The 16463-nt window shown below is 67.6% G+C and carries 15 protein-coding genes and 5 pseudogenes; 11 read left to right on the plus strand and 9 right to left on the minus strand.

Translation table 11 applies throughout. The features are described from left to right. From AC067M_RS37505 to AC067M_RS37520, 4 genes and pseudogenes are all read right to left on the minus strand, one after another. Positions 1 to 364 (minus strand): transposase (locus AC067M_RS37505; protein ID WP_478701501.1); only part of this gene is annotated, 364 nt, incomplete at its 3' end. 294 nt (positions 365 to 658) lie between these two features. Then, positions 659 to 1570 carry a MerR family transcriptional regulator gene (locus AC067M_RS37510; RefSeq protein ID WP_478701502.1) on the minus strand — a complete coding sequence of 304 codons (912 nt, stop codon included), beginning with the start codon at positions 1568 to 1570 and terminating at the stop codon, positions 659 to 661. Positions 1571 to 1748: 178 nt separating this feature from the next. Further along, positions 1749 to 2018, minus strand: a pseudogene (locus AC067M_RS37515) (IS5 family transposase); the annotation flags it as partial. A gap of 61 nt (positions 2019 to 2079) precedes the next feature. Next, entirely contained in the window at positions 2080 to 2853 is a 774-nt protein-coding gene (locus tag AC067M_RS37520) for an alpha/beta fold hydrolase (RefSeq protein ID WP_478701503.1), read from the minus strand. Positions 2854 to 3186: 333 nt separating this feature from the next. On the opposite strand from AC067M_RS37520, the gene AC067M_RS37525 reads away from it, so the two are divergent. Continuing rightward, a complete protein-coding gene (locus AC067M_RS37525; protein WP_478701504.1) occupies positions 3187 to 4473 on the plus strand; it encodes a DUF4158 domain-containing protein in 1287 nt (428 codons plus the stop codon). 24 nt (positions 4474 to 4497) lie between these two features. Here AC067M_RS37525 and AC067M_RS37530 read toward each other — a convergent pair whose 3' ends face one another. Then, on the minus strand, positions 4498 to 5217 hold the full coding sequence (locus tag AC067M_RS37530; RefSeq protein ID WP_478701505.1) for a hypothetical protein: 720 nt from the start codon (positions 5215 to 5217) through the stop codon (positions 4498 to 4500). 79 nt (positions 5218 to 5296) lie between these two features. Between AC067M_RS37530 and AC067M_RS37535 the strand changes: the two are divergent. From AC067M_RS37535 to AC067M_RS37545, 3 genes and pseudogenes are all read left to right on the plus strand, one after another. Further along, a pseudogene (locus AC067M_RS37535) lies at positions 5297 to 6413 on the plus strand (IS1380 family transposase); the annotation flags it as partial. Between the two features lie 491 nt (positions 6414 to 6904). Further along, complete coding sequence (locus AC067M_RS37540; RefSeq protein WP_478701506.1) at positions 6905 to 7063, plus strand: hypothetical protein; 159 nt, start codon at positions 6905 to 6907, stop codon at positions 7061 to 7063. Between the two features lie 304 nt (positions 7064 to 7367). Next, positions 7368 to 8696, plus strand: a complete 1329-nt coding sequence (locus AC067M_RS37545) for a DUF7910 domain-containing protein (protein WP_478701507.1) — start codon at positions 7368 to 7370, stop codon at positions 8694 to 8696. A 204-nt stretch (positions 8697 to 8900) separates the two neighbouring features. On the opposite strand, the gene AC067M_RS37550 is transcribed toward AC067M_RS37545, so the two are convergent. Then, positions 8901 to 9152, minus strand: a complete 252-nt coding sequence (locus AC067M_RS37550; protein ID WP_478701508.1) for a recombinase family protein — start codon at positions 9150 to 9152, stop codon at positions 8901 to 8903. Positions 9153 to 9410: 258 nt separating this feature from the next. On the opposite strand from AC067M_RS37550, the gene AC067M_RS37555 reads away from it, so the two are divergent. Beyond that, positions 9411 to 9950, plus strand: coding sequence for an ArsR/SmtB family transcription factor (locus tag AC067M_RS37555; protein ID WP_478701509.1), 540 nt, complete (start codon positions 9411 to 9413; stop codon positions 9948 to 9950). Next, the gene (locus AC067M_RS37560) at positions 9947 to 11242 is read left to right on the plus strand and encodes an MFS transporter (RefSeq protein ID WP_478701510.1); all 1296 of its coding nucleotides are present in this window, start codon (positions 9947 to 9949) and stop codon (positions 11240 to 11242) included. The genes AC067M_RS37555 and AC067M_RS37560 overlap by 4 nt, the downstream gene beginning before the upstream one ends. A gap of 285 nt (positions 11243 to 11527) precedes the next feature. On the opposite strand, the pseudogene AC067M_RS37565 reads toward AC067M_RS37560, so the two are convergent. After that, positions 11528 to 11770, minus strand: a pseudogene (locus AC067M_RS37565) (transposase family protein); the annotation flags it as partial. A 136-nt stretch (positions 11771 to 11906) separates the two neighbouring features. On the opposite strand from AC067M_RS37565, the pseudogene AC067M_RS37570 reads away from it, so the two are divergent. From AC067M_RS37570 to AC067M_RS37580, 3 genes and pseudogenes are all read left to right on the plus strand, one after another. Next, a pseudogene (locus tag AC067M_RS37570) lies at positions 11907 to 12005 on the plus strand (DUF6461 domain-containing protein); the annotation flags it as partial. A gap of 7 nt (positions 12006 to 12012) precedes the next feature. Beyond that, complete coding sequence (locus tag AC067M_RS37575) at positions 12013 to 12348, plus strand: hypothetical protein (RefSeq protein ID WP_478701511.1); 336 nt, start codon at positions 12013 to 12015, stop codon at positions 12346 to 12348. A gap of 275 nt (positions 12349 to 12623) precedes the next feature. After that, positions 12624 to 13388 (plus strand): alpha/beta fold hydrolase, encoded by a 765-nt coding sequence (locus AC067M_RS37580; RefSeq protein ID WP_478701512.1) that lies wholly within the window; start codon positions 12624 to 12626, stop codon positions 13386 to 13388. A gap of 21 nt (positions 13389 to 13409) precedes the next feature. Here AC067M_RS37580 and AC067M_RS37585 read toward each other — a convergent pair. Further along, positions 13410 to 14244, minus strand: a pseudogene (locus tag AC067M_RS37585) (helix-turn-helix domain-containing protein). A gap of 142 nt (positions 14245 to 14386) precedes the next feature. Between AC067M_RS37585 and AC067M_RS37590 the strand changes: the two are divergent. Together AC067M_RS37590 and AC067M_RS37595 are read left to right on the plus strand one after the other, a co-directional pair. Next, positions 14387 to 14950 (plus strand): Ku protein, encoded by a 564-nt coding sequence (locus AC067M_RS37590; RefSeq protein ID WP_478701513.1) that lies wholly within the window; start codon positions 14387 to 14389, stop codon positions 14948 to 14950. Positions 14951 to 14964: 14 nt separating this feature from the next. Further along, positions 14965 to 15279 (plus strand): hypothetical protein, encoded by a 315-nt coding sequence (locus tag AC067M_RS37595; RefSeq protein ID WP_478701514.1) that lies wholly within the window; start codon positions 14965 to 14967, stop codon positions 15277 to 15279. A gap of 350 nt (positions 15280 to 15629) precedes the next feature. On the opposite strand, the gene AC067M_RS37600 is transcribed toward AC067M_RS37595, so the two are convergent. Beyond that, positions 15630 to 16400, minus strand: a complete 771-nt coding sequence (locus tag AC067M_RS37600; RefSeq protein WP_478701515.1) for a TetR/AcrR family transcriptional regulator — start codon at positions 16398 to 16400, stop codon at positions 15630 to 15632. Between the last annotated feature and the right edge of the window lie 63 nt (positions 16401 to 16463).

The following is a 16463-nucleotide window of genomic DNA, read 5'->3' on the forward strand; positions in this document are numbered from 1 at the left end:
ACCCGCTGGAACAGCTCCCACAACTCGTCCGGCACCAGCCGCTCAACGATCCCTGCCACGACCGGCAGCTTACCCAGCCAAATGAGATGACGTCTAAGAGGCCGGTGAGCTGGTCGAAGATGCCGTCGGCTTCCCAGTGGGCGAAGTAGCCGTAGACGGTCTGGTGGGGCGGGAAGTCGTGGGGCAGGTAGCGCCAGGGGATGCCGGTGCGGTCGACGTAGAGGATGGCGTTCATCAGGGCGCGCAGGTCGTGGGTGGGTTTGCGGATGCCGTTGCGGGCCTGGCGCCAGGCTTCGAGGGTGGGGCGGATGAGTTCCCAGCGGGCATCGGACAGGTCGCTGGGGTAGGGCCGTGAGGGCTGCATGATGCCTGGGTATGCGGTGGCTGCCGGCCTGAGCGGGGCGTGTGCGGAGGTGTTGGGTGTACCGGGGCGTGCGTTCGCCGTCTCGGGTGAACCGGTAGGTTTCTAAATGAGACAGGAGCTTTTGCGGGGAACCCGGCGCATAGCTGGTCTGCTGATTGCCGCAGAAGCCGTTTTTCCGGCGGATCGGCTGGTTCGGCGCTCGTCCTCTGGCCGCTGAAATCAGCATGAACTGTCCGACAAGCGAACCAAACGCTCACTTAACAACGCTCGTGATCAATACACCTAGGCCGTGTTTTAGGTAGCGGGTGAGTCTTGGGCGGAGAGTTCTTCGGCCAGTTCCATACAGCGCAGGCGGGCTGGGGAGAAGTCGTAGGGCATCTTGCCGGTGTCTTCGAACACGCTCATGGAGTCAGCCTCCCGCCTGCCAGAGCTGAGGTCGGCCTCGCCCTCGCCGTCATCGGCGGTGGCAGGGTGCAAAGTGTCCCAGGCGTCGAAGAGGTCATCGTCGTCCTTACTCAGGCCGGACTCCTCGATGACGGCCTGCAGGGCGCTTTCGAAGGTGTGCCGCTCGACGGCCACTTGAGCCACCCGTGGATCATCGACGGCGACACTGTCATCGAGTGCCTCCTCGGCGACATCGATGCGGTCGGAATCCTCCCGCAGAGCGGGATGCGTGGCCAGGACGACGAAGCGGGTGGCCTGGACGGCCGCGCCGAGCGGGCCGAAGATCCGCTCAGTGACCAGCAGACTGTCCAGGTCCGCCTGACGCAGGGAGCCCTCGGGCAGGCTCTTGAGGCGTTCGGTGACGAAGTCGGAGAGCAGGCCCATCCGGCTGCCTTCGGTGCGCATCCGCTGCACGGCGGTCCGTTGCCGCCGCAATTCCGCCTCCTGCTCGGCGAGGGTTTCCTCCAACCGCTCCAGGATGCCCGCGATACCGTCTCCGCTGTCCGCACCGGCGGAAGCCGTGCCGGTGGTAAAGGCGTTACGGATGTCGTCCAGGGCGATCCCGGCATCGGCCATCTTGCGAATCCACAGCAGGCGGATCATGTCCTCGTACCCGTAGCGGCGGCGGTCATCGCCGCCCCGCTCAGGCTCGGGGAGCAGCCCGATCTCGTGGTAATGGCGAATCGCCCGTGGCGTGGTGCCGGCGAAGGCCGCCGCGTCACCGATCTTGACCTTGCGGGGTGGCATGAAAGACGAATGCATGAGCAGGGACCTTTCCTCAAGGCATCGGGACGTAAGCCCATCGGACCACATGCCGCTACGGAAGGTGCAACCCCATACACACCGCTCCGCCCAATGCCAAGAAATGCGCCCTTCCTCCGTAACGACCGTAGGGCCGCCCTTTCCTGCTGTGGCATCCGCACGACGGCAGGCTGAGGGTTCACAGGCACTGATGAATCGCCGCGACCTGAACCGTCGCCTCGAACCGAACCGCAAGTTTATCGAACCGGGTCGCCACGGCCCGGTGCTGCTTGAGACGGTTGATCCCGCATTCGACCGCGTGCCGAGCCTTGTAGTCCTCGCGGTCGAAGAAGGGCGGGCGGCCACCGCCACGTCCGCGGCGCCTGCGGTTGCGGACCTGATCGACCGGCTCAGGAATCGTGCACCTGATGCCACGTCTGCGCAGGTAGGCGCGATTCGCGCGTGAAGATTACGCCTTATTGCCTCGCACCCGCAGACCGGCCCGATGAGGAAGCCCTGACTGACCACTCTCACCCAGCCGCGCACCTCGCGAGAAATGGACGGATGACCGGCAAGGTGAGATCGATTCGCAGGAACGTCTCGAAGTGCCCGCAGCCAGGGAGTTCAATGCAGGTGGCGCCCGAGATGTGATCAGCGGTGTCCTGGATGGCCTTGAGCTGGGGGTCACGGTCCCCCGCGAGCAGAAGTACTGGCGCTGTTGTCTGAGCGAGACAGCCCAGGACGCCGTCGCGGCTGGCGAGGGCGACGGTCAGCGCTGCCAGCGCATGCGGATCGGCCGTCAGCATCGCTGCACGCATCCATGCTGGAAGGGAGTTCTGACGCTCCAGCACGTCGATGAATGGCGCCGTCCCCTGAACGCGGAACAGCTGGGCTTCCCGCTGAACCTCGTCGGGAGCGGCGGCGAGGCGGTCGGCATGGGCTCCGCCAACGATCAGTCCGGTCAGCCGTTCAGGATGGCGAGCCAGCAGGTTGAGGCCGATGATGCCGCCCATCGATGCTCCCCAGAACGCCGCCCGAGAGATGTTCAGCTCGTCGAGTACGGCGGTGACGTCCTCGACCTGACGGTCGATCCGGTAGCTGTCCACCTCGTGGGGTGCATCGCTGCCGCCGTGACCACGGGCATCGATGAGGACAAGGCGATGACTGTCGGCGAGGGCGTCGACATAGCCGGCAGACCGCCACGTGGTGCGTTCTCCGAAAAATCCGTGCAGCAGCACCAGCGGCGGTCCACTGCCCATGGTCTCGAAGGCGATCTGTACTCCGTCGCTGCTGGTGACCTGCATGGCTACTCGGCCTCGGACGCAACAGGAGTTGCCTGGTGGAAGTACATGCGCCAGCCCGTCTCCGTCAGCCGCCACAAGGAGCTTCGCCAGGCCCGACGCCCTTGGTTGTCGGCGAAGTACGTCAGATGAACGACGCCGGGAGCCAGAGCGACCCCGGACATCCCTTCCCTGTGCTTCGCGGTCACGGTGGTCACGTCTTGACGACTGGGAGGAGGCCGGAGTGCGCCAGGAGTGGGAGCCCGAGGACCTGATCGAGGTCTGGACGCTGCTCGAAGACGACATGAAGCGGCTGCGGAACAAGTCCGGCGCGAACCGGCTGGGGTTCGCTCTGCTGTGCTGAAGTTCTTCGAGGTCGAGGCCCGTTTCCCGGAGAGCGCCGGGGAGATCCCGGCGCCGGTGGTGTCGTACGTGGCCCAGCAGGTGAAGGTGCCGGCCGGGGAATGGGCGTCGTACGACTGGGCGGGGCGGGCGATCACGCGGCACCGGTCGGAGATCCGGGCCGCGTACAAGTTCCGGGAGTCGACCGAGGAGGACCAGGCGGCGCTGGCGGAGTGGCTGAGCGCGGAGCTGTGCCCGGTGGAGCTGTCGCGTGCGCGCCTGGTGGCCGCGGTGGTGGCCCGCTGCCGCAACGACCGCATCGAGCCGCCCGCACCGGCGAAGGTCGACCGCCTGGTGGGCCGGGCGATCAGGGCCTTCGAGGAGCGGTTCTGCCGCACCACCATGGAGCGGCTGCCGCAGGCGACCCGGGACCGGCTGGATGAGCTGATCTCCGGTGAAGAGCCCGCTGACGGCGAGGACGAAGCCGATGTGATGGGCGGAGAACGGTCGTCCTTCACCGAGCTGAAGACCGATCCGGGGGCGCCGGGGCTGGAGAGCCTGCTGGCGGAGGTGACCAAGCTGGAGCGGGTCAAGCGGCTGGAGTTGCCGGCGGATCTGTTCGCGGATGTGTCGGAGAAGCTGGTGGACGCCTGGCGGGCGCGCGCGTCGAAGGAGTACCCGGCGAGCCTGCTGCGGATGAAGCGGCCGGTGCGCCTCACGCTGCTGGCGGCGCTGTGCCACGTGCGGCAGACGGAGATCACCGACTCCCTGGTGGAGCTGTTCATCCAGCTCGTGCTGAAGATCAACACGCGGGCGGAGCGGAAGGTCGAGCGGGAGCTGGGCGCGGAGCTGAAGAAGGTCCGGGGCAAGGAGGCGATGCTGCTGCGGGTCGCCGAGGCGGCACTGGCGGAGCCTGCGGGGGTGGTGCGGCGGGTGATCTACCCGGTGGTCGGCGGGGAGAAGACGCTGAAGGCGCTGGCGGCGGAGGCCGCGGCGAACGAGGCCCGCTACAAGGCCAGGGTGCGCACGGTCCTGCGATCGGCGTACTCGGCGCACTGGCGACGGATGCTCAAGCCGCTGCTGAAAGGCGCTGGATCTGAAGTGCAACAACACCGCCTACCGGCCGGTGATGGACGCGATCGACCTGCTCACCCGCTATCTGGACCAGCGATCAAGGAGGGCGCGTTCTTCGACGAGGCGGAGCGGATTCCGCTGAAGGAGGTGGTGCCCGAGCAGTGGCGCGCGGCCGTGGTGGACGAGAGGGGCCGGGTCTCGGCCAGGAACCAACGGTGCGACGGGTGAATGGGCTCAGCCGAGGTCGCGGGCTCAGTCCGGCACCCGTGTGCGGAAGTCCGTCAGGCGGGCCGCCACCTCCACAGCGTTCTGGTCGAGCCAGGCGGTCAATTTCGGGCTGGCTGCCGCCCGTGCCTTACCGCCCCGCGGTGGCTTGGCCATATGCCGTTCGATATGAAGGCTGATCAAGGCCAGGACGTCCGGGTCGTCGAAGTAGCCCGTGTGCAGTAGCGCGCGGTCGACCGGCAGTTTGCGCGTCTTAAGCCACTCCCGAAACTCCACCAGCGGCAAGTTCGACAGAGCGGCGTAGGCCACGAGGTCGCGGATCTCAGGGCCGAGGCGAGCCGCCTGTTCGTCCGCATGGCGATCGAGACGCTCGGCGAGGTCATCCGGCAGGCCGGGCGGGAGGTCGGCGAGCAGCAGCGGCCAAGGTGAGGCGCAGACCAAGGCCGTATTGAACACGTCACTCCCCTGCACACTTTCGTGCAGCGAATCTGACACCTTGCGTGAAATCCACGGGCCGACCAGCACGTTGAATGCCCAACGACCAGTGCCGAACACTGGTGAGAAAGTCCGGCCAGCGCTGGTGGCCGGCACGAAGCCGTCCACGTCCGACATCTTAGCGTTCAGCCTGACGGGCAGCTTCAGGTCATGCTTGGCCTTGCGGTAAATGCTTTTCGGCTCGCGTTCCGTATGGGGTGTGCAGAGCCATACGTAGTCAGGGGGTTTGGGGTAGGCCGCAGTCTGCAACACCCCGATCGCCTCATCGGTCGGCGCCCAAATGAGGATTGTCTAGGTCCTTGTTCCCGCTGAAACCAAAGGCACTTTCCAGGTGAAGAAGCCTATCGGGTCCTACCCCCGTGTCCGTATCCGGGAGGACGGCCGGGCCGTCGTCTCGCAGGCCGGTTCGGTCTTGCTGATCGAAACTGTCCGCAAGACCGGCCTTGACCAGGCCATGTCCGCAGCCCTGCCCCCGTGGCGGAAGCCGCGGGCCCGTCCACGACCCCGGCAAGATACTCGTGGACCTCGCACTGGCGGTTGCTCTGGGCGGGGACTGCCTCGCCGATGCCGCCCTGCTGCGGTCCGAGCCGGCCATGTTCGGGCCGGTCGCCTCCGACCCTACGGTCTCCCGGCTGGTCGACGCCCTTGCCGCCTCGGGCGAGAAGGCGCTGACCGCCCTCCACGCCGCACGTTCCGAAGTCCGCCGACAGGTCTGGGAGTTGGCCGGCAACCGGGCTTCGGACGCCGGCGGACAGGTGACCGTGGACCTGGACGGGGTTCTGGTCGTCGCGCACTCGGACAAGCAGGACGCGGCCCCGACCTGGAAGAAGTCCTACGGTCATCACCCGCTCATGGGGTTCGTCGACCACGGTCCGGGAGGGACCGGTGCCCTGTCGCCGCCCTGCTGAGACCCGGGAACGCGGGCTCGAACACGGCCGTCGACCACATCGCAGGCGCCCGCCTGGCCCTCGCTCAACTGCCCAAGAAGTACTGGCAAGGACGGCGGACGCTGATCCGCTGTGATTCTGCGGGCGGAACCCATGAGTTCGTGGCCTGGCTCGCCTGGCGCGGGCGTTGGCTGTCCTACGGTCGGCATGGTGATCACCGAGGCCATCCACCAGCACGTTCTTCAGATCCCCGCGTCGGCCTGGACGCCCGCGGTCGAGCCGGACGGCGAGGTTCGAGACGGGGCCTGGGTCGCCGAACTCACCGGAGACCTGCTCGACGGCTGGCCTCAGGGCATTCGGCTGCTCGTCCGCAAGGAACGTCCCCACCCCGGAGCCCAGTTGCGGATCACGGATGCTGACGGCATGCGTCTCACGTGCTTCGCCACCAACACCGCCGACCGGCCGATCGCCGGACTCGAGCTCCGTCACCGGTTGCGGGCTCGCGCGGAGGACCGGATCCGGGCCGCCCGGGCCACCGGGCTTCGGAACCTTCCCCTGCACGAGTTCCGGACAACGAGCGGGAAGTTCGGTTTCGTTGAGTTTCGGAAGTGACGCCCTGCTGGGAGCACCGGTAAAGCGGTAACTATCTCCCGCATCGCCGACTCCTGCTTCGGATTTCGTTGGTATTTCGTAGCCCCTTCCGCTTCGCTTGGGGTGACCAATTCGAAAGTCGCCTCAGAACCGCGCGAAGTGTGACCGTAAGGCACCACATCCGACGATTGACACTCCGCCAGCCCCAACCTAATCTCCGTTCAGTTAGGCGGACGTTGAACGATATATCGAACAATGATGGGGCGTCCCAAGAGACGATTGCTCACTTCGCTCCCGGCGTCAGTCACGAGCCGCCCCTCGACGCCGCTGAACTCCGGACCGTGGTCCACCAGCAGGCGTCACTCGCCGTACGCCTTCGCTGATCGCCGCCTTCCGCATTTCAGCGCCAGCGCGAACACAGGAGAGGAATCCCATGGGTAGCCTCACACGCCGTCACACGGATGTCATCGCCGCCCGACCGGGCACGCGGCCAACGCGGCGCGTTACGCGTCCTCCGCCGCGCCGGCGTCGCCGGCGCCTGGAGTCCGGCGCACACCAGCTTCACCGACCGGACCGCGACCATCGCCCCCTGCAACCTCAGCTCCTTCACCAGGGCCTGAACTCCGGACGGCGGCGACTACTCCCACCCCCGCCATCCCGGCCTCGCCACCAACTGCTCTCCCTGCTGGAAAGGGTTACCCGATACGGCTGCCCGGCCGTGAGAGCAGACGCGATCGGCCGGGTTGCTCCGCTCTCCGTCGGTGGAGGCCGGCGAATTCCCACCGACGGGGCTTCAACCCCGCGGGGCCGCGGGGTTCGCTCGCCTCCTGGCAGACCCGCGGGTCCGCCAGCCCGCGCTCCTCCCGGCAGACCCGCCGAACCGGAACTCCCCATCCACCCGCACCGTCCGACAAGGAGCACAACATGGCCGTGAACAGACGCACCTTCCTGGGACTGGGCGCAGTCGGAGCCGTGGCCGCCGTCCAGGCGTACGGCGCCACCGCGGCAACGGCATCCTCGTTATCCCCGGCAGCCGCGCCGACCCAGCGCTTCGCCATCGGGGTGAGGGAGTACGCCTGGAGCCGTGGCAGCCGCCGGCTGACCACCCGCATCTTCTACCCCGCCACCGGCACCCCGGGCGGCAATCCCGTCGTCAACGCCCCCATCGCCAACGGCGTGTTTCCCATCTGCGAGTTCAGCCACGGCAACGGCGGCAACCCGGAGAGCTACGCACCACTGATCCGACCCTTGGCCGAGGCCGGATTCGTCGTCCCCGCACCCGTCTTCCCCACCACCTCCAGCGGCACCTCAGGCAACATCCAGGACGTCTACAACGGAAACCAGTCCATGGATGTCTCCCAGGTCATCACCAACACCCTCGCCCTCAACACCACGGCCGGCAGCCCGTTCGCCGGGCGTCTCGGCACCACCACCGGCGTCGGTGTCGCCGGACACTCGCTGGGCGGCATGACCACCCACGGGCTACTGACCGCCTGGCCGGACAGCCGGATAGCCGCCGCCGTCCCCTTTGCCTGTGTCGACATGGGCAACCCCAGCACCACGGTCAGGGCCAACGTCCTCTTCGTCCACGGCGATCAGGACCCCGTCTGCCAGTACTCCTCCGCGCGCCAGGCCTACGGGGAACTGCCCGCGCCCAAGGCGTTCCTCACCCACCGCGGCACGGGCCACGACCAGTACATATGGAGCGGCTACAACCACACCCAGACCATCGCCACCTACGTGGACTGGATGCGGTGGAGTCTCTACGCCGACACCGCCGCCCGCGACCGCCTCCGTACCGACGCCACCTCCAACACCTCCACCACCACCTGGGAAGCCGTCCTCGCCCCCCTCCCCACCAACCCGACGTCTGTGGTCAGCCTCCGCTCCCGGGCCAACAACCAGTACGTCTGTGCGGAGAACGCCGGAGCCGACCCCCTCATCGCCAGCCGCACCGCCATCGGCGACTGGGAACGATTCGACCTGATCGACCTCGGCCAAGGCGCCGTCGCGCTGCGGGCCCGCGTCAACGGCCAGTACGTCTGCGCCGACAACGCCGGTGCCAACGCGCTCATCGCCAACCGCACAGCCGTCGGACCCTGGGAGACCTTCCAGCGCGTGAACAACGCCGACGGGACCATCAGCCTGCGCGCACAGGCCAACCACCTGTACGTCAGCGCCGGGGCCAACCCACTCATCGCCAACCGCACAACGATCGGCCCCTCCGAGTCGTTCGAGCTCATCAACGGCTGACCGGCCGCACCGAAGACGCGAACCCGTGGGCCATCCGTCATATGCGTGCTCGGAAGCTGTCGTCCCCTTCCGACTCGGGCCTGGAGCGGCGCTGGACAACAGCTCCTCACGCAACGGACGGGCATGTCTCTTCCCCGACGCCCCGTCCGCGGCAGCCGACCGGAACCGCGGGCAACCCGGCCATTCCCCACTTCCCGGCGCCGCTCAGCGGCGTCCCGACCCAGGAGCACACCATGTCTCCTCACACGAATCGCAGACACTTCCTGGCCCTCTCCGCTGCGGGCGTGGCCGCCGGTGCAAGATCTTTCGGTATCCGGCGGCGGTGAGCGCGTCGAGCTGCCGTTCGAGCTTCTGCCCGCCAGTCGAGACCCGCGCATATCCGATCTTGATTTCGGAGCGGACGAGCGGCTCGGCGACGAGGAGGTCCGGCCCGTCGGCCGGTTCGAGGGCGGTCATGGCTCCGGATCATGTCAGAAAGGGGCGGTCTGGAGGTTGTTGACCGACCTAGGTTTTTGAAGGGGTTTTGAAGGCTCTGCGGGGTCTGGGCGGCCCTGCAGAGCGATCTTCAGAAAACGGAGGTTGTTTGACGGCGCCCCGGATCGACAGTGAGATGGGGGGCTTTGACGGAAAGGTCTCGCGCGCCGGACGGCAGATTCTGGGAGTGCGCGCGAAATCCCCTTGCTCAATGGTCAAGGATCGTTGACCATTGCTCGCATGCCTACCGACGATCTTCCCGAGACGTTTCACGTCACCACGGACGAGCAGCTGCGCGCCGTCTCCAATCTCACGCGTCACCGGATCATGGCCGTGCTCCGCTTCGAGCCGGCGACGATCACGCAGATCGCCGAGCGGGTGGGCCTTGCGAAGGGGAGTTCCAGCTATCACGTGCGGCTGCTGGAGCGGGCCGGCTTGGTGAAGGTGGTACGGACGCGGAAGGTGCGGGGTGTCACCGAGCGGTACTACGCGATGGCCGCACGGTCGATCGTGCTGCCGGATCCGGGCGAGGGAGGGCCGGATGTGCTGATGCGGCATGCGATGGCGGACCTGGAGGCGTCGCCGGTGGATGGCGAGCGGCACGTACGGATGGCGCATCTGCGGCTCACCGAGGAGCAGTTCGCACAGCTGGGGGCGCGGCTGCAGGCACTGGCGGACGAGTACCGGGAGCTGTCCGATCCGTCGCTGCCGGATGCGTCACTCGTCTTCGCGCTGTTCCACCCGGCACCGCGCGAGCAGGCCAAGGGAGGCGCCAAGTGACCGCAGGCGTTCGGAAGTTACCGACGGGGTTCGGACGGCTGTGGACTGCGCAGACGGTGTCCTCGCTCGGTGACGGAGTGTCGCATGCCGCGCTGCCGCTGCTCGCGTTGACGTTGACGCGGGATCCGATGGCGCTCGCCCTCGTCACGGCCGCCGGGACGCTGCCATGGCTGCTCTTCGGGGTGCTCGGCGGTGCGCTGGTGGACCGCTGGGACCGCCGGCGCACGATGTGGGTCGCGGACACGGCTCGCGCGGTGCTGCTCGCGATACCGGCGGCAGCAGCCGTGCTCGACGTGCTGAGCATTCCGCTGCTCGCGGCCGTCGCCTTCCTGCTCGGCCTCGGCGGACTCTTCTTCGACACGGCCGCCACGGCCTATCTGCCGGATCTGCTCGGCCGCGACCCCGCACTCCTGGAGCGCGCCAACTCCCGCCTGCGCGGAGCCCAGACCGCCATGTCCGGCTTCGCGGGGCCGCCTGCGGGCAGTGCGCTGCTCGCGCTCGGGCGGGCGGTTCCGCTGCTCGCCGACGCGGTGTCGTTCATGCTCTCCGCACTGCTCGTACGGTCCCTTCCCGCCATACCCCAGCCTGTGCCGGAGGTCCGCGAGTCGCTGCTGCGGCAGGCGCGGGCCGGAACCTCGTACGTCTTCCGGGACCGGGTGCTGCTCGGGCTGGCGCTCCGTCCGGCGGTCGGGAACGTCGCCTTCCTCGCTGTGGAGACCGTTCTGGCCCTCTTCGCGCACGACCGTCTCGGCATCGACACCTACGGCTTCGGCCTGCTCCTCACGGCGGAGGCCACCGGCGATCTGCTCGGTGCAGGCATCGCCTCCTACCTTGGCCGACGACTCGGCACCGGTACCGCACTGACCTGCACGGCCGCAGTCGAAGGGCTTGCCATCCTGGGCCTGGCCGCTGCCCCGAACCCGTACGTGGCCGGGCTGGCGCTTGCCGTCTGCGGGGCCGGCATGGGCGCCACGATGGTGCTCGGGCCCTCCCTGCGCCAGGCGATCGTCCCGGCCCACCTCATGGGCCGGGTCGCCTCCACCTCCCGCATGCTGGCCATGTGCGCCGCCCCCGTCGGAGCCTTCCTCGGCGGCTGGCTGGCCACCACCTACGACATCCGCACCCCGCTCCACGCCGCCGCCGTCCTCCTCCTGGCGATGACGGCCGTCACAGCATCCATGACCAGCAACCGCCGGGTCGAAGTGGCGCTGCGTGCCGCTGCCCCGGCCGGCGGTCCAGGTCACCCGGTATCCAAAGATCCCGCCCAGGAGAGTGCACCCGATTTGTTGTGACGCCTGCCACGAAGGCATCACGACGATGTCACGAGGCTCAAGCAGTTCGATTCCGGGGCTCACCCAGGTGCCTCCCGAAGTGGTGAACATCTGCTGTCGGTTCTCGGGCTCTGGCTCAACTTCTGTGGAGCGCTTACGCTCTGTAACCTCTGGGGCTGTATGGCCCTTCGCGACATCGAGCGGAAGCCGGGACCGCATTGGTTCGGTCCGTTGGCTGTACCGCCGGGTCAGGCCCGCGACTTGCTCGACGAACGTCCGCCGCCCGCAGGAGACGTGTTCGCACGTGAAGCGCCGAACACGATGCCGCAGCACCACTCGCCGTCCCGCAACGGGGAGGTCAGCGGGAATCCGCAGGTAGGACCCGTGCACCCGTCCCGACCAGCTTCCGCAGCCCGGGCACCGAGCCTCGGCCGTCCGACATCTGACACCGACTTGGATGCCCTCGCCGTCTTCCTGCACCGACACCACCCTGATCTCTGGAGCCGCCAGGAAGAGTAGTTCTTCCAGCCGGAGCAGTACCTCGCACACAGCCCAGAACCATCAGCCCGATCGAGGTCGGCACTGGCAGTTTCCAGACGATCTCGCGGGACGTACCGCCAAGATCAACGGTCACGGGGAGTAGACACACCACAGAAGTTGGACCCGAACCGGAACTCGTGAGCAAAGCCAATTCGCCCTCGCCGAGCACCTGACGGGCGTGCGCATCACGCCGGAGCTCCTACGGGACACCACCTTCGTCTGCGGCAGCGCGGAGATCAGGTGAGCGCGTGATGACCTCCCTCCTCGACGACATCCACACGAGCGCCCATTGGATCGCCCGCGCCCTCAACAGCTCCGGCTACAAAGCCGACTTCACCCCCGGAAGCCTCCGAGACGTCGAGCGGTTCATGGACGAGCACAGCGACCACGGGGTTGCGGTGGCCGGCGGACTCCTTGCAACAGGTCTGGGGTCAAGACTGTTCGCCCTGGGTACCTACGTCGGCGAGACCGTCCGGCAAACCCTCGGCGGTGCATGGGCCGCGGACGGCGACGGCCCGACGGCCGAGATGAACATCGCCCCCCCCACCTGCCGGACGGTTCGATCATCTGGCCCGTCCAGCGGGTGATCAAACGGTTCCGCAATGGTCCCGAGGACAGCATCGCGTTCTACGGCGCTGCGCGGGCTGACGGACACATCGACAAACCGCCGGTCGCTGGTTCCGCCGCCGCGGGTGACGCATATGCCCGAAGTACAGATGCCCACGGCTAACCGGGACAGACTCTCCGCCCCCGTCCCACACAACTCTAGCTGTGACCGGCATGGTTCGCCGGGGTGATGGGCGGGGCAGTGGCGGTGCTAATCGGGAGGCGTTTCGAGCACCCGCTGCGTAGGGTCTGCCGGATGACGCTCTCTCATGATGTGGCCGGAGACGGTCCTGTACTGGTGCTGTTGCATTCCGGGGTGTGTGACCGGCGCATGTGGGATGCCCAGTGGCTGGCCTTGATCGACGCCGGTTACCGGCTGGTGCGCTGTGATCTTCGGGGCTTCGGTGAGACTCCAGCGCCGGACCGGCCTCACAGCGACGCCGAGGATGTGCTGGCCCTCCTGAACAGTCTGGGCATCGCGCAGGCGGCACTGGTGGGATCCTCGTACGGCGGGCAGGTCGCCTTGGAGATCGCCGCGCGCTGGCCGGACCGGACGAGCGCCATGGCGTTGATCTGTTCCGCCCTTCCCGGGCATGAACCTTCTGCCGAACTGAGTGCACTCGGGGAGCGCGAGGAAGCGCTGATCGAGGCGGGAGACATCGCCGGCGCGACGGAACTTATGGTCGAAACCTGGCTCGGCCCGGACGCCGACGAGACCGCCCGCGAGGCAGTACGCAAGATGCAGCGGCACGCCTTCGAGCTGCAACTAGCCGCCGCTGAGGAGTTCGAGCCGATCGAGGCCGAGATCGATCTGGCGGCAATTCAAGCGCCCTGCCTTGCCCTGTCGGGCGCGCATGACCTGGCGGACTTCCGACAGATCGCCGCCCGACTGCCGCATCTGCTCGCGAACGCCGACCACGTCGAACTGCCCTGGGCAGGTCACCTTCCCAGCCTGGAGCGGCCATCGGCCGTTACCGATCTGCTGATCGGCTTTCTCAAGGAGATAGGCCCTGCCGGTTGAGCCTGCTCGCGACATGCCCTGTCACGCGACGTTGGTTAGGGGGCGTCCGCCCCAGCGGATGCCTTTCTCGCTGCGGATGCGGGCACGCTCCTTGCGCTGGGCCGCCAGCACGCCGGGATGGCGGGTGTTGGCGTTGCGCCAGCGTAAGTAGGCGTGCAGTGCACGGGTCTGGACGGTGTGGTTCGGATGGTGTGAGCTGGCCAGGGTGAACTGCCGCAGCGAGCCGAAGTGCGCCTCGATCGGGTTGGCCCAGGAGGCGTTGGTCGGGGTGAAGCACAGCTCGACCTTGCTCTTCCCAGCCCATTGGCGGATCTTGCTGCCCTTGTGCGCGGAGAGGTTGTCCAGGATCACGTAGATCGGGGCACCGTCCGGCGGGGTCGGTGGACTCCTTCCACGTCTTCGTGCGCTGGAAGGTGATCTTGCGGCGGGCCAGCAGACAGCGCAGGGCCTCACGGCCGATCCGTATCGGGCGGGCGAGGTTACGCCGCAGGTGGTCGGCGAGTTTCCTGATCGACCAGCGCGTGGAGGGCTTGCCGAACTTGGTGGGGCGAGTGGTGGCCGTCTGGACGACGAAGTCCTCCTCGTCGTCACTGAGCAGGCGGGGACGGCCTCCCGCCCAGCGAGGGTCCAGGCAGGTGAGCCCGATCTCGTTGAACCGGTGGATCACGTCGCGAACGGTGTCCTCGTCCGCCTGGACGAGTTGGGCGATCACCGGCACGCGGTTCCCGCCGGCCGAGGCCAGAAGCATCATCGCCCGCCGATAGCGCACCATACTGGTACTGCCCCGCCGCACGATCCGCTGCAGCTGCGGCCCCTCCTGATCGGTCAGTCTGCGTACTCGGGCGGGTTCTGCCACCGCGCATCCATCTGCCGGACCGGATGTGGCCTCACACCCAACTGCCTCAGCCAGCACCACGGCGAACCTTCCCGGTCACAGCACTAGGCACCCCAGGTCAGAGCCTCGCCCTGCCCACGCTTACTGACTTCGGCTCTTCAAGGTGACGTGGGTTCGTCGAGGGGCAGGCCGGTGCCGGTACAAGCTGCTCCGCCAGGCCCTGGGCCGCTCGTCGAAGGTCGCCGTCGCCAAGTACGCGTGGTCGGGGCGGGAGCGGCTGGGCCTGCTGCAGGTGCGGGACGACGTGATCGTCCTGCATGCCATGCGCTGGCCCTACGAGATCCGCGACCCGACCGAGCTGCTCCCACCGCCCGTCGAGGTGTCCGACGACGAGATCCAGGGCGCACTCGCCCTCATGGACACCATGACCCGCGACGACCTCAACGACGCCGAGTTCCGCGACACCTACACAGAAGCCCTGGCGCAGATCATCGAGGCCAAGCGACAGGACCGCGAGTTGCCGAAGGCGCCACAGCCAGAGCAGCCAGCCGCGGTACTCGACCTGATGGCCGCCCTGGATGAGTCCGTGGCCAAGGCGCGAGAGTCCCGCGGCGAGGCCGATGCCCCGACCGCAGCCAAGACGCCCTCCGGGGCGCAGCCGGCGAAGCGGACCACGAAGAACGCGGCGGCGAAGAAGGCGGCGGAGCGCCGTCCGCGGAGCGCCTGAGCGAAGGAGCACACATGTATCGCTTGCCGTTTCTCGCTGTGGCGGCGCTGCTCGCCGTAACGGTGACGGCCTGCAGCGACAAAGAGGTCGCCATCACACCGGAAACCAGGACGACTGAGCAAACGACGACAGTGCCGCAGCAGCCGAGCCCCACCCCCAGCCAGAGGCCATCGATCGCCTCGGTGGGCGACACGATCAATCTGACCGGCACGGAACAGGGCCGAACAGCCGCGGTCACGGTCGTCAAGGTAGTTGACCCGGCGGCACCCGAGAACGAATTCTCCAGCCCCGACGCCGGGAAGCGATTCCTGGCGTGCAGTTCCGACTGAAGAACACCGGCACCCAGGTCCTCGACGAGGCGCCAGACAACGACGCGAAACTCAGAGACAGCCAAGGCCAGCAGTCCAACCCCACCGTCGAAGACACGGCAGCCGGCCCCGGCTTCGGAGGCAGCGTCACCCTCCCCCGGGGACACCGCGCTGGGGTTCGTCACCTTCGAGGTCCCGACCAGATCAAAGATCGCCAGGATCCAATTCGCCCTGGCCAGCGGCTTCGCCAACAACATCGGCCAGTGGACTGTGCCCTGACCTGGGCAGCGGCTAACGAGCTTGGGATCGATAGTGGTCGTCGCGGTCAGCGGACGTGAACGCGGACGTTGCCGGACCGGCAAGTGAGATTGCTATCGGGAACGGCTCGCGGTGAGGTGGGCGAGGCCGTCCAGGATGCACTGCAGCCCGAAGCTGAAGGCGTGTTCGGGGTTGTACACGCCCTGGTGAGCTGCACCCGCGGAACTTCCGACCCGGGCTGCGAGGGGGAATCGGCCAGGATCGAAGACCCTGGCCAGAAGTGGAGCGTTGGCGGCCCACCACTGCTCGTCGGACATGGTGCTGTCGCGGGCGGCGGCCTGGGTATCGAGGTCGACGCGGGCGACGGACTGGACGAAGCCGAGCAGGAAGGTGAGGGCCGCGTCCATTTCGACATCGTCGAGCCCGAGGCCGTCGAACGCGGCCAGTTCGTGTTCGTACTTGGTCATGAGTCCGGGACCGAGCGGCGGGCGTGTGGTGGGCAGGGTCGCCACCCAGTGGTGGCGCCTATAGAGGTCGCGGTTCTCGCGCGCGACGACCTCCACCCTCGTGCGCCACGGGGCGGCTGTGTGATCGGTACGCGGCATCTGCAGATAGGTGGCGTCCAGCATGAGGTCAAGGAGCTCCGCCTTGCCCGGGACGTACGTGTAGAGCGTCATTGGCGTGACGCCCAACTGCTGGGCAACGCTGCGCATGGTCAGGGCGTCCAGCCCACCGGAGTCGGCGAGCTCGATGGCGGCCTGGACGACCGCATCGACCGTCAAGCCCTGCTTGGGGCCGCGCCGGGGGCCACTTTGTCCGGGCTCGCGCCACAGCAGTTCCAGAGTGCGGGCCGGGTCGTCTGCGCCGCTTCGTTCCTTAGCCATGCGCTCCATCCTTTCCCCTGAGGGCTTTGATCCCTTGCCACTCACACTCTGTACGATGTATAG

This window comes from Streptomyces sp. NPDC043427 (assembly GCF_056436655.1).

Excerpts from the sequence above, each read along its gene's own strand:
- AC067M_RS37510 (WP_478701502.1), bottom strand. The coding sequence starts at position 1,570 with ATGCATTCGTCTTTCATGCCACCCCGCAAGGTCAAGATCGGTGACGCG.
- AC067M_RS37520 (WP_478701503.1), bottom strand. The coding sequence starts at position 2,853 with ATGCAGGTCACCAGCAGCGACGGAGTACAGATCGCCTTCGAGACCATG.
- AC067M_RS37540 (WP_478701506.1), top strand. The coding sequence starts at position 6,905 with ATGTCATCGCCGCCCGACCGGGCACGCGGCCAACGCGGCGCGTTACGC.
- AC067M_RS37545 (WP_478701507.1), top strand. The coding sequence starts at position 7,368 with ATGGCCGTGAACAGACGCACCTTCCTGGGACTGGGCGCAGTCGGAGCC.
- AC067M_RS37550 (WP_478701508.1), bottom strand. The coding sequence starts at position 9,152 with ATGACCGCCCTCGAACCGGCCGACGGGCCGGACCTCCTCGTCGCCGAG.
- AC067M_RS37555 (WP_478701509.1), top strand. The coding sequence starts at position 9,411 with ATGCCTACCGACGATCTTCCCGAGACGTTTCACGTCACCACGGACGAG.
- AC067M_RS37575 (WP_478701511.1), top strand. The coding sequence starts at position 12,013 with ATGACCTCCCTCCTCGACGACATCCACACGAGCGCCCATTGGATCGCC.
- AC067M_RS37580 (WP_478701512.1), top strand. The coding sequence starts at position 12,624 with ATGACGCTCTCTCATGATGTGGCCGGAGACGGTCCTGTACTGGTGCTG.
- AC067M_RS37595 (WP_478701514.1), top strand. The coding sequence starts at position 14,965 with ATGTATCGCTTGCCGTTTCTCGCTGTGGCGGCGCTGCTCGCCGTAACG.
- AC067M_RS37600 (WP_478701515.1), bottom strand. The coding sequence starts at position 16,400 with ATGGCTAAGGAACGAAGCGGCGCAGACGACCCGGCCCGCACTCTGGAA.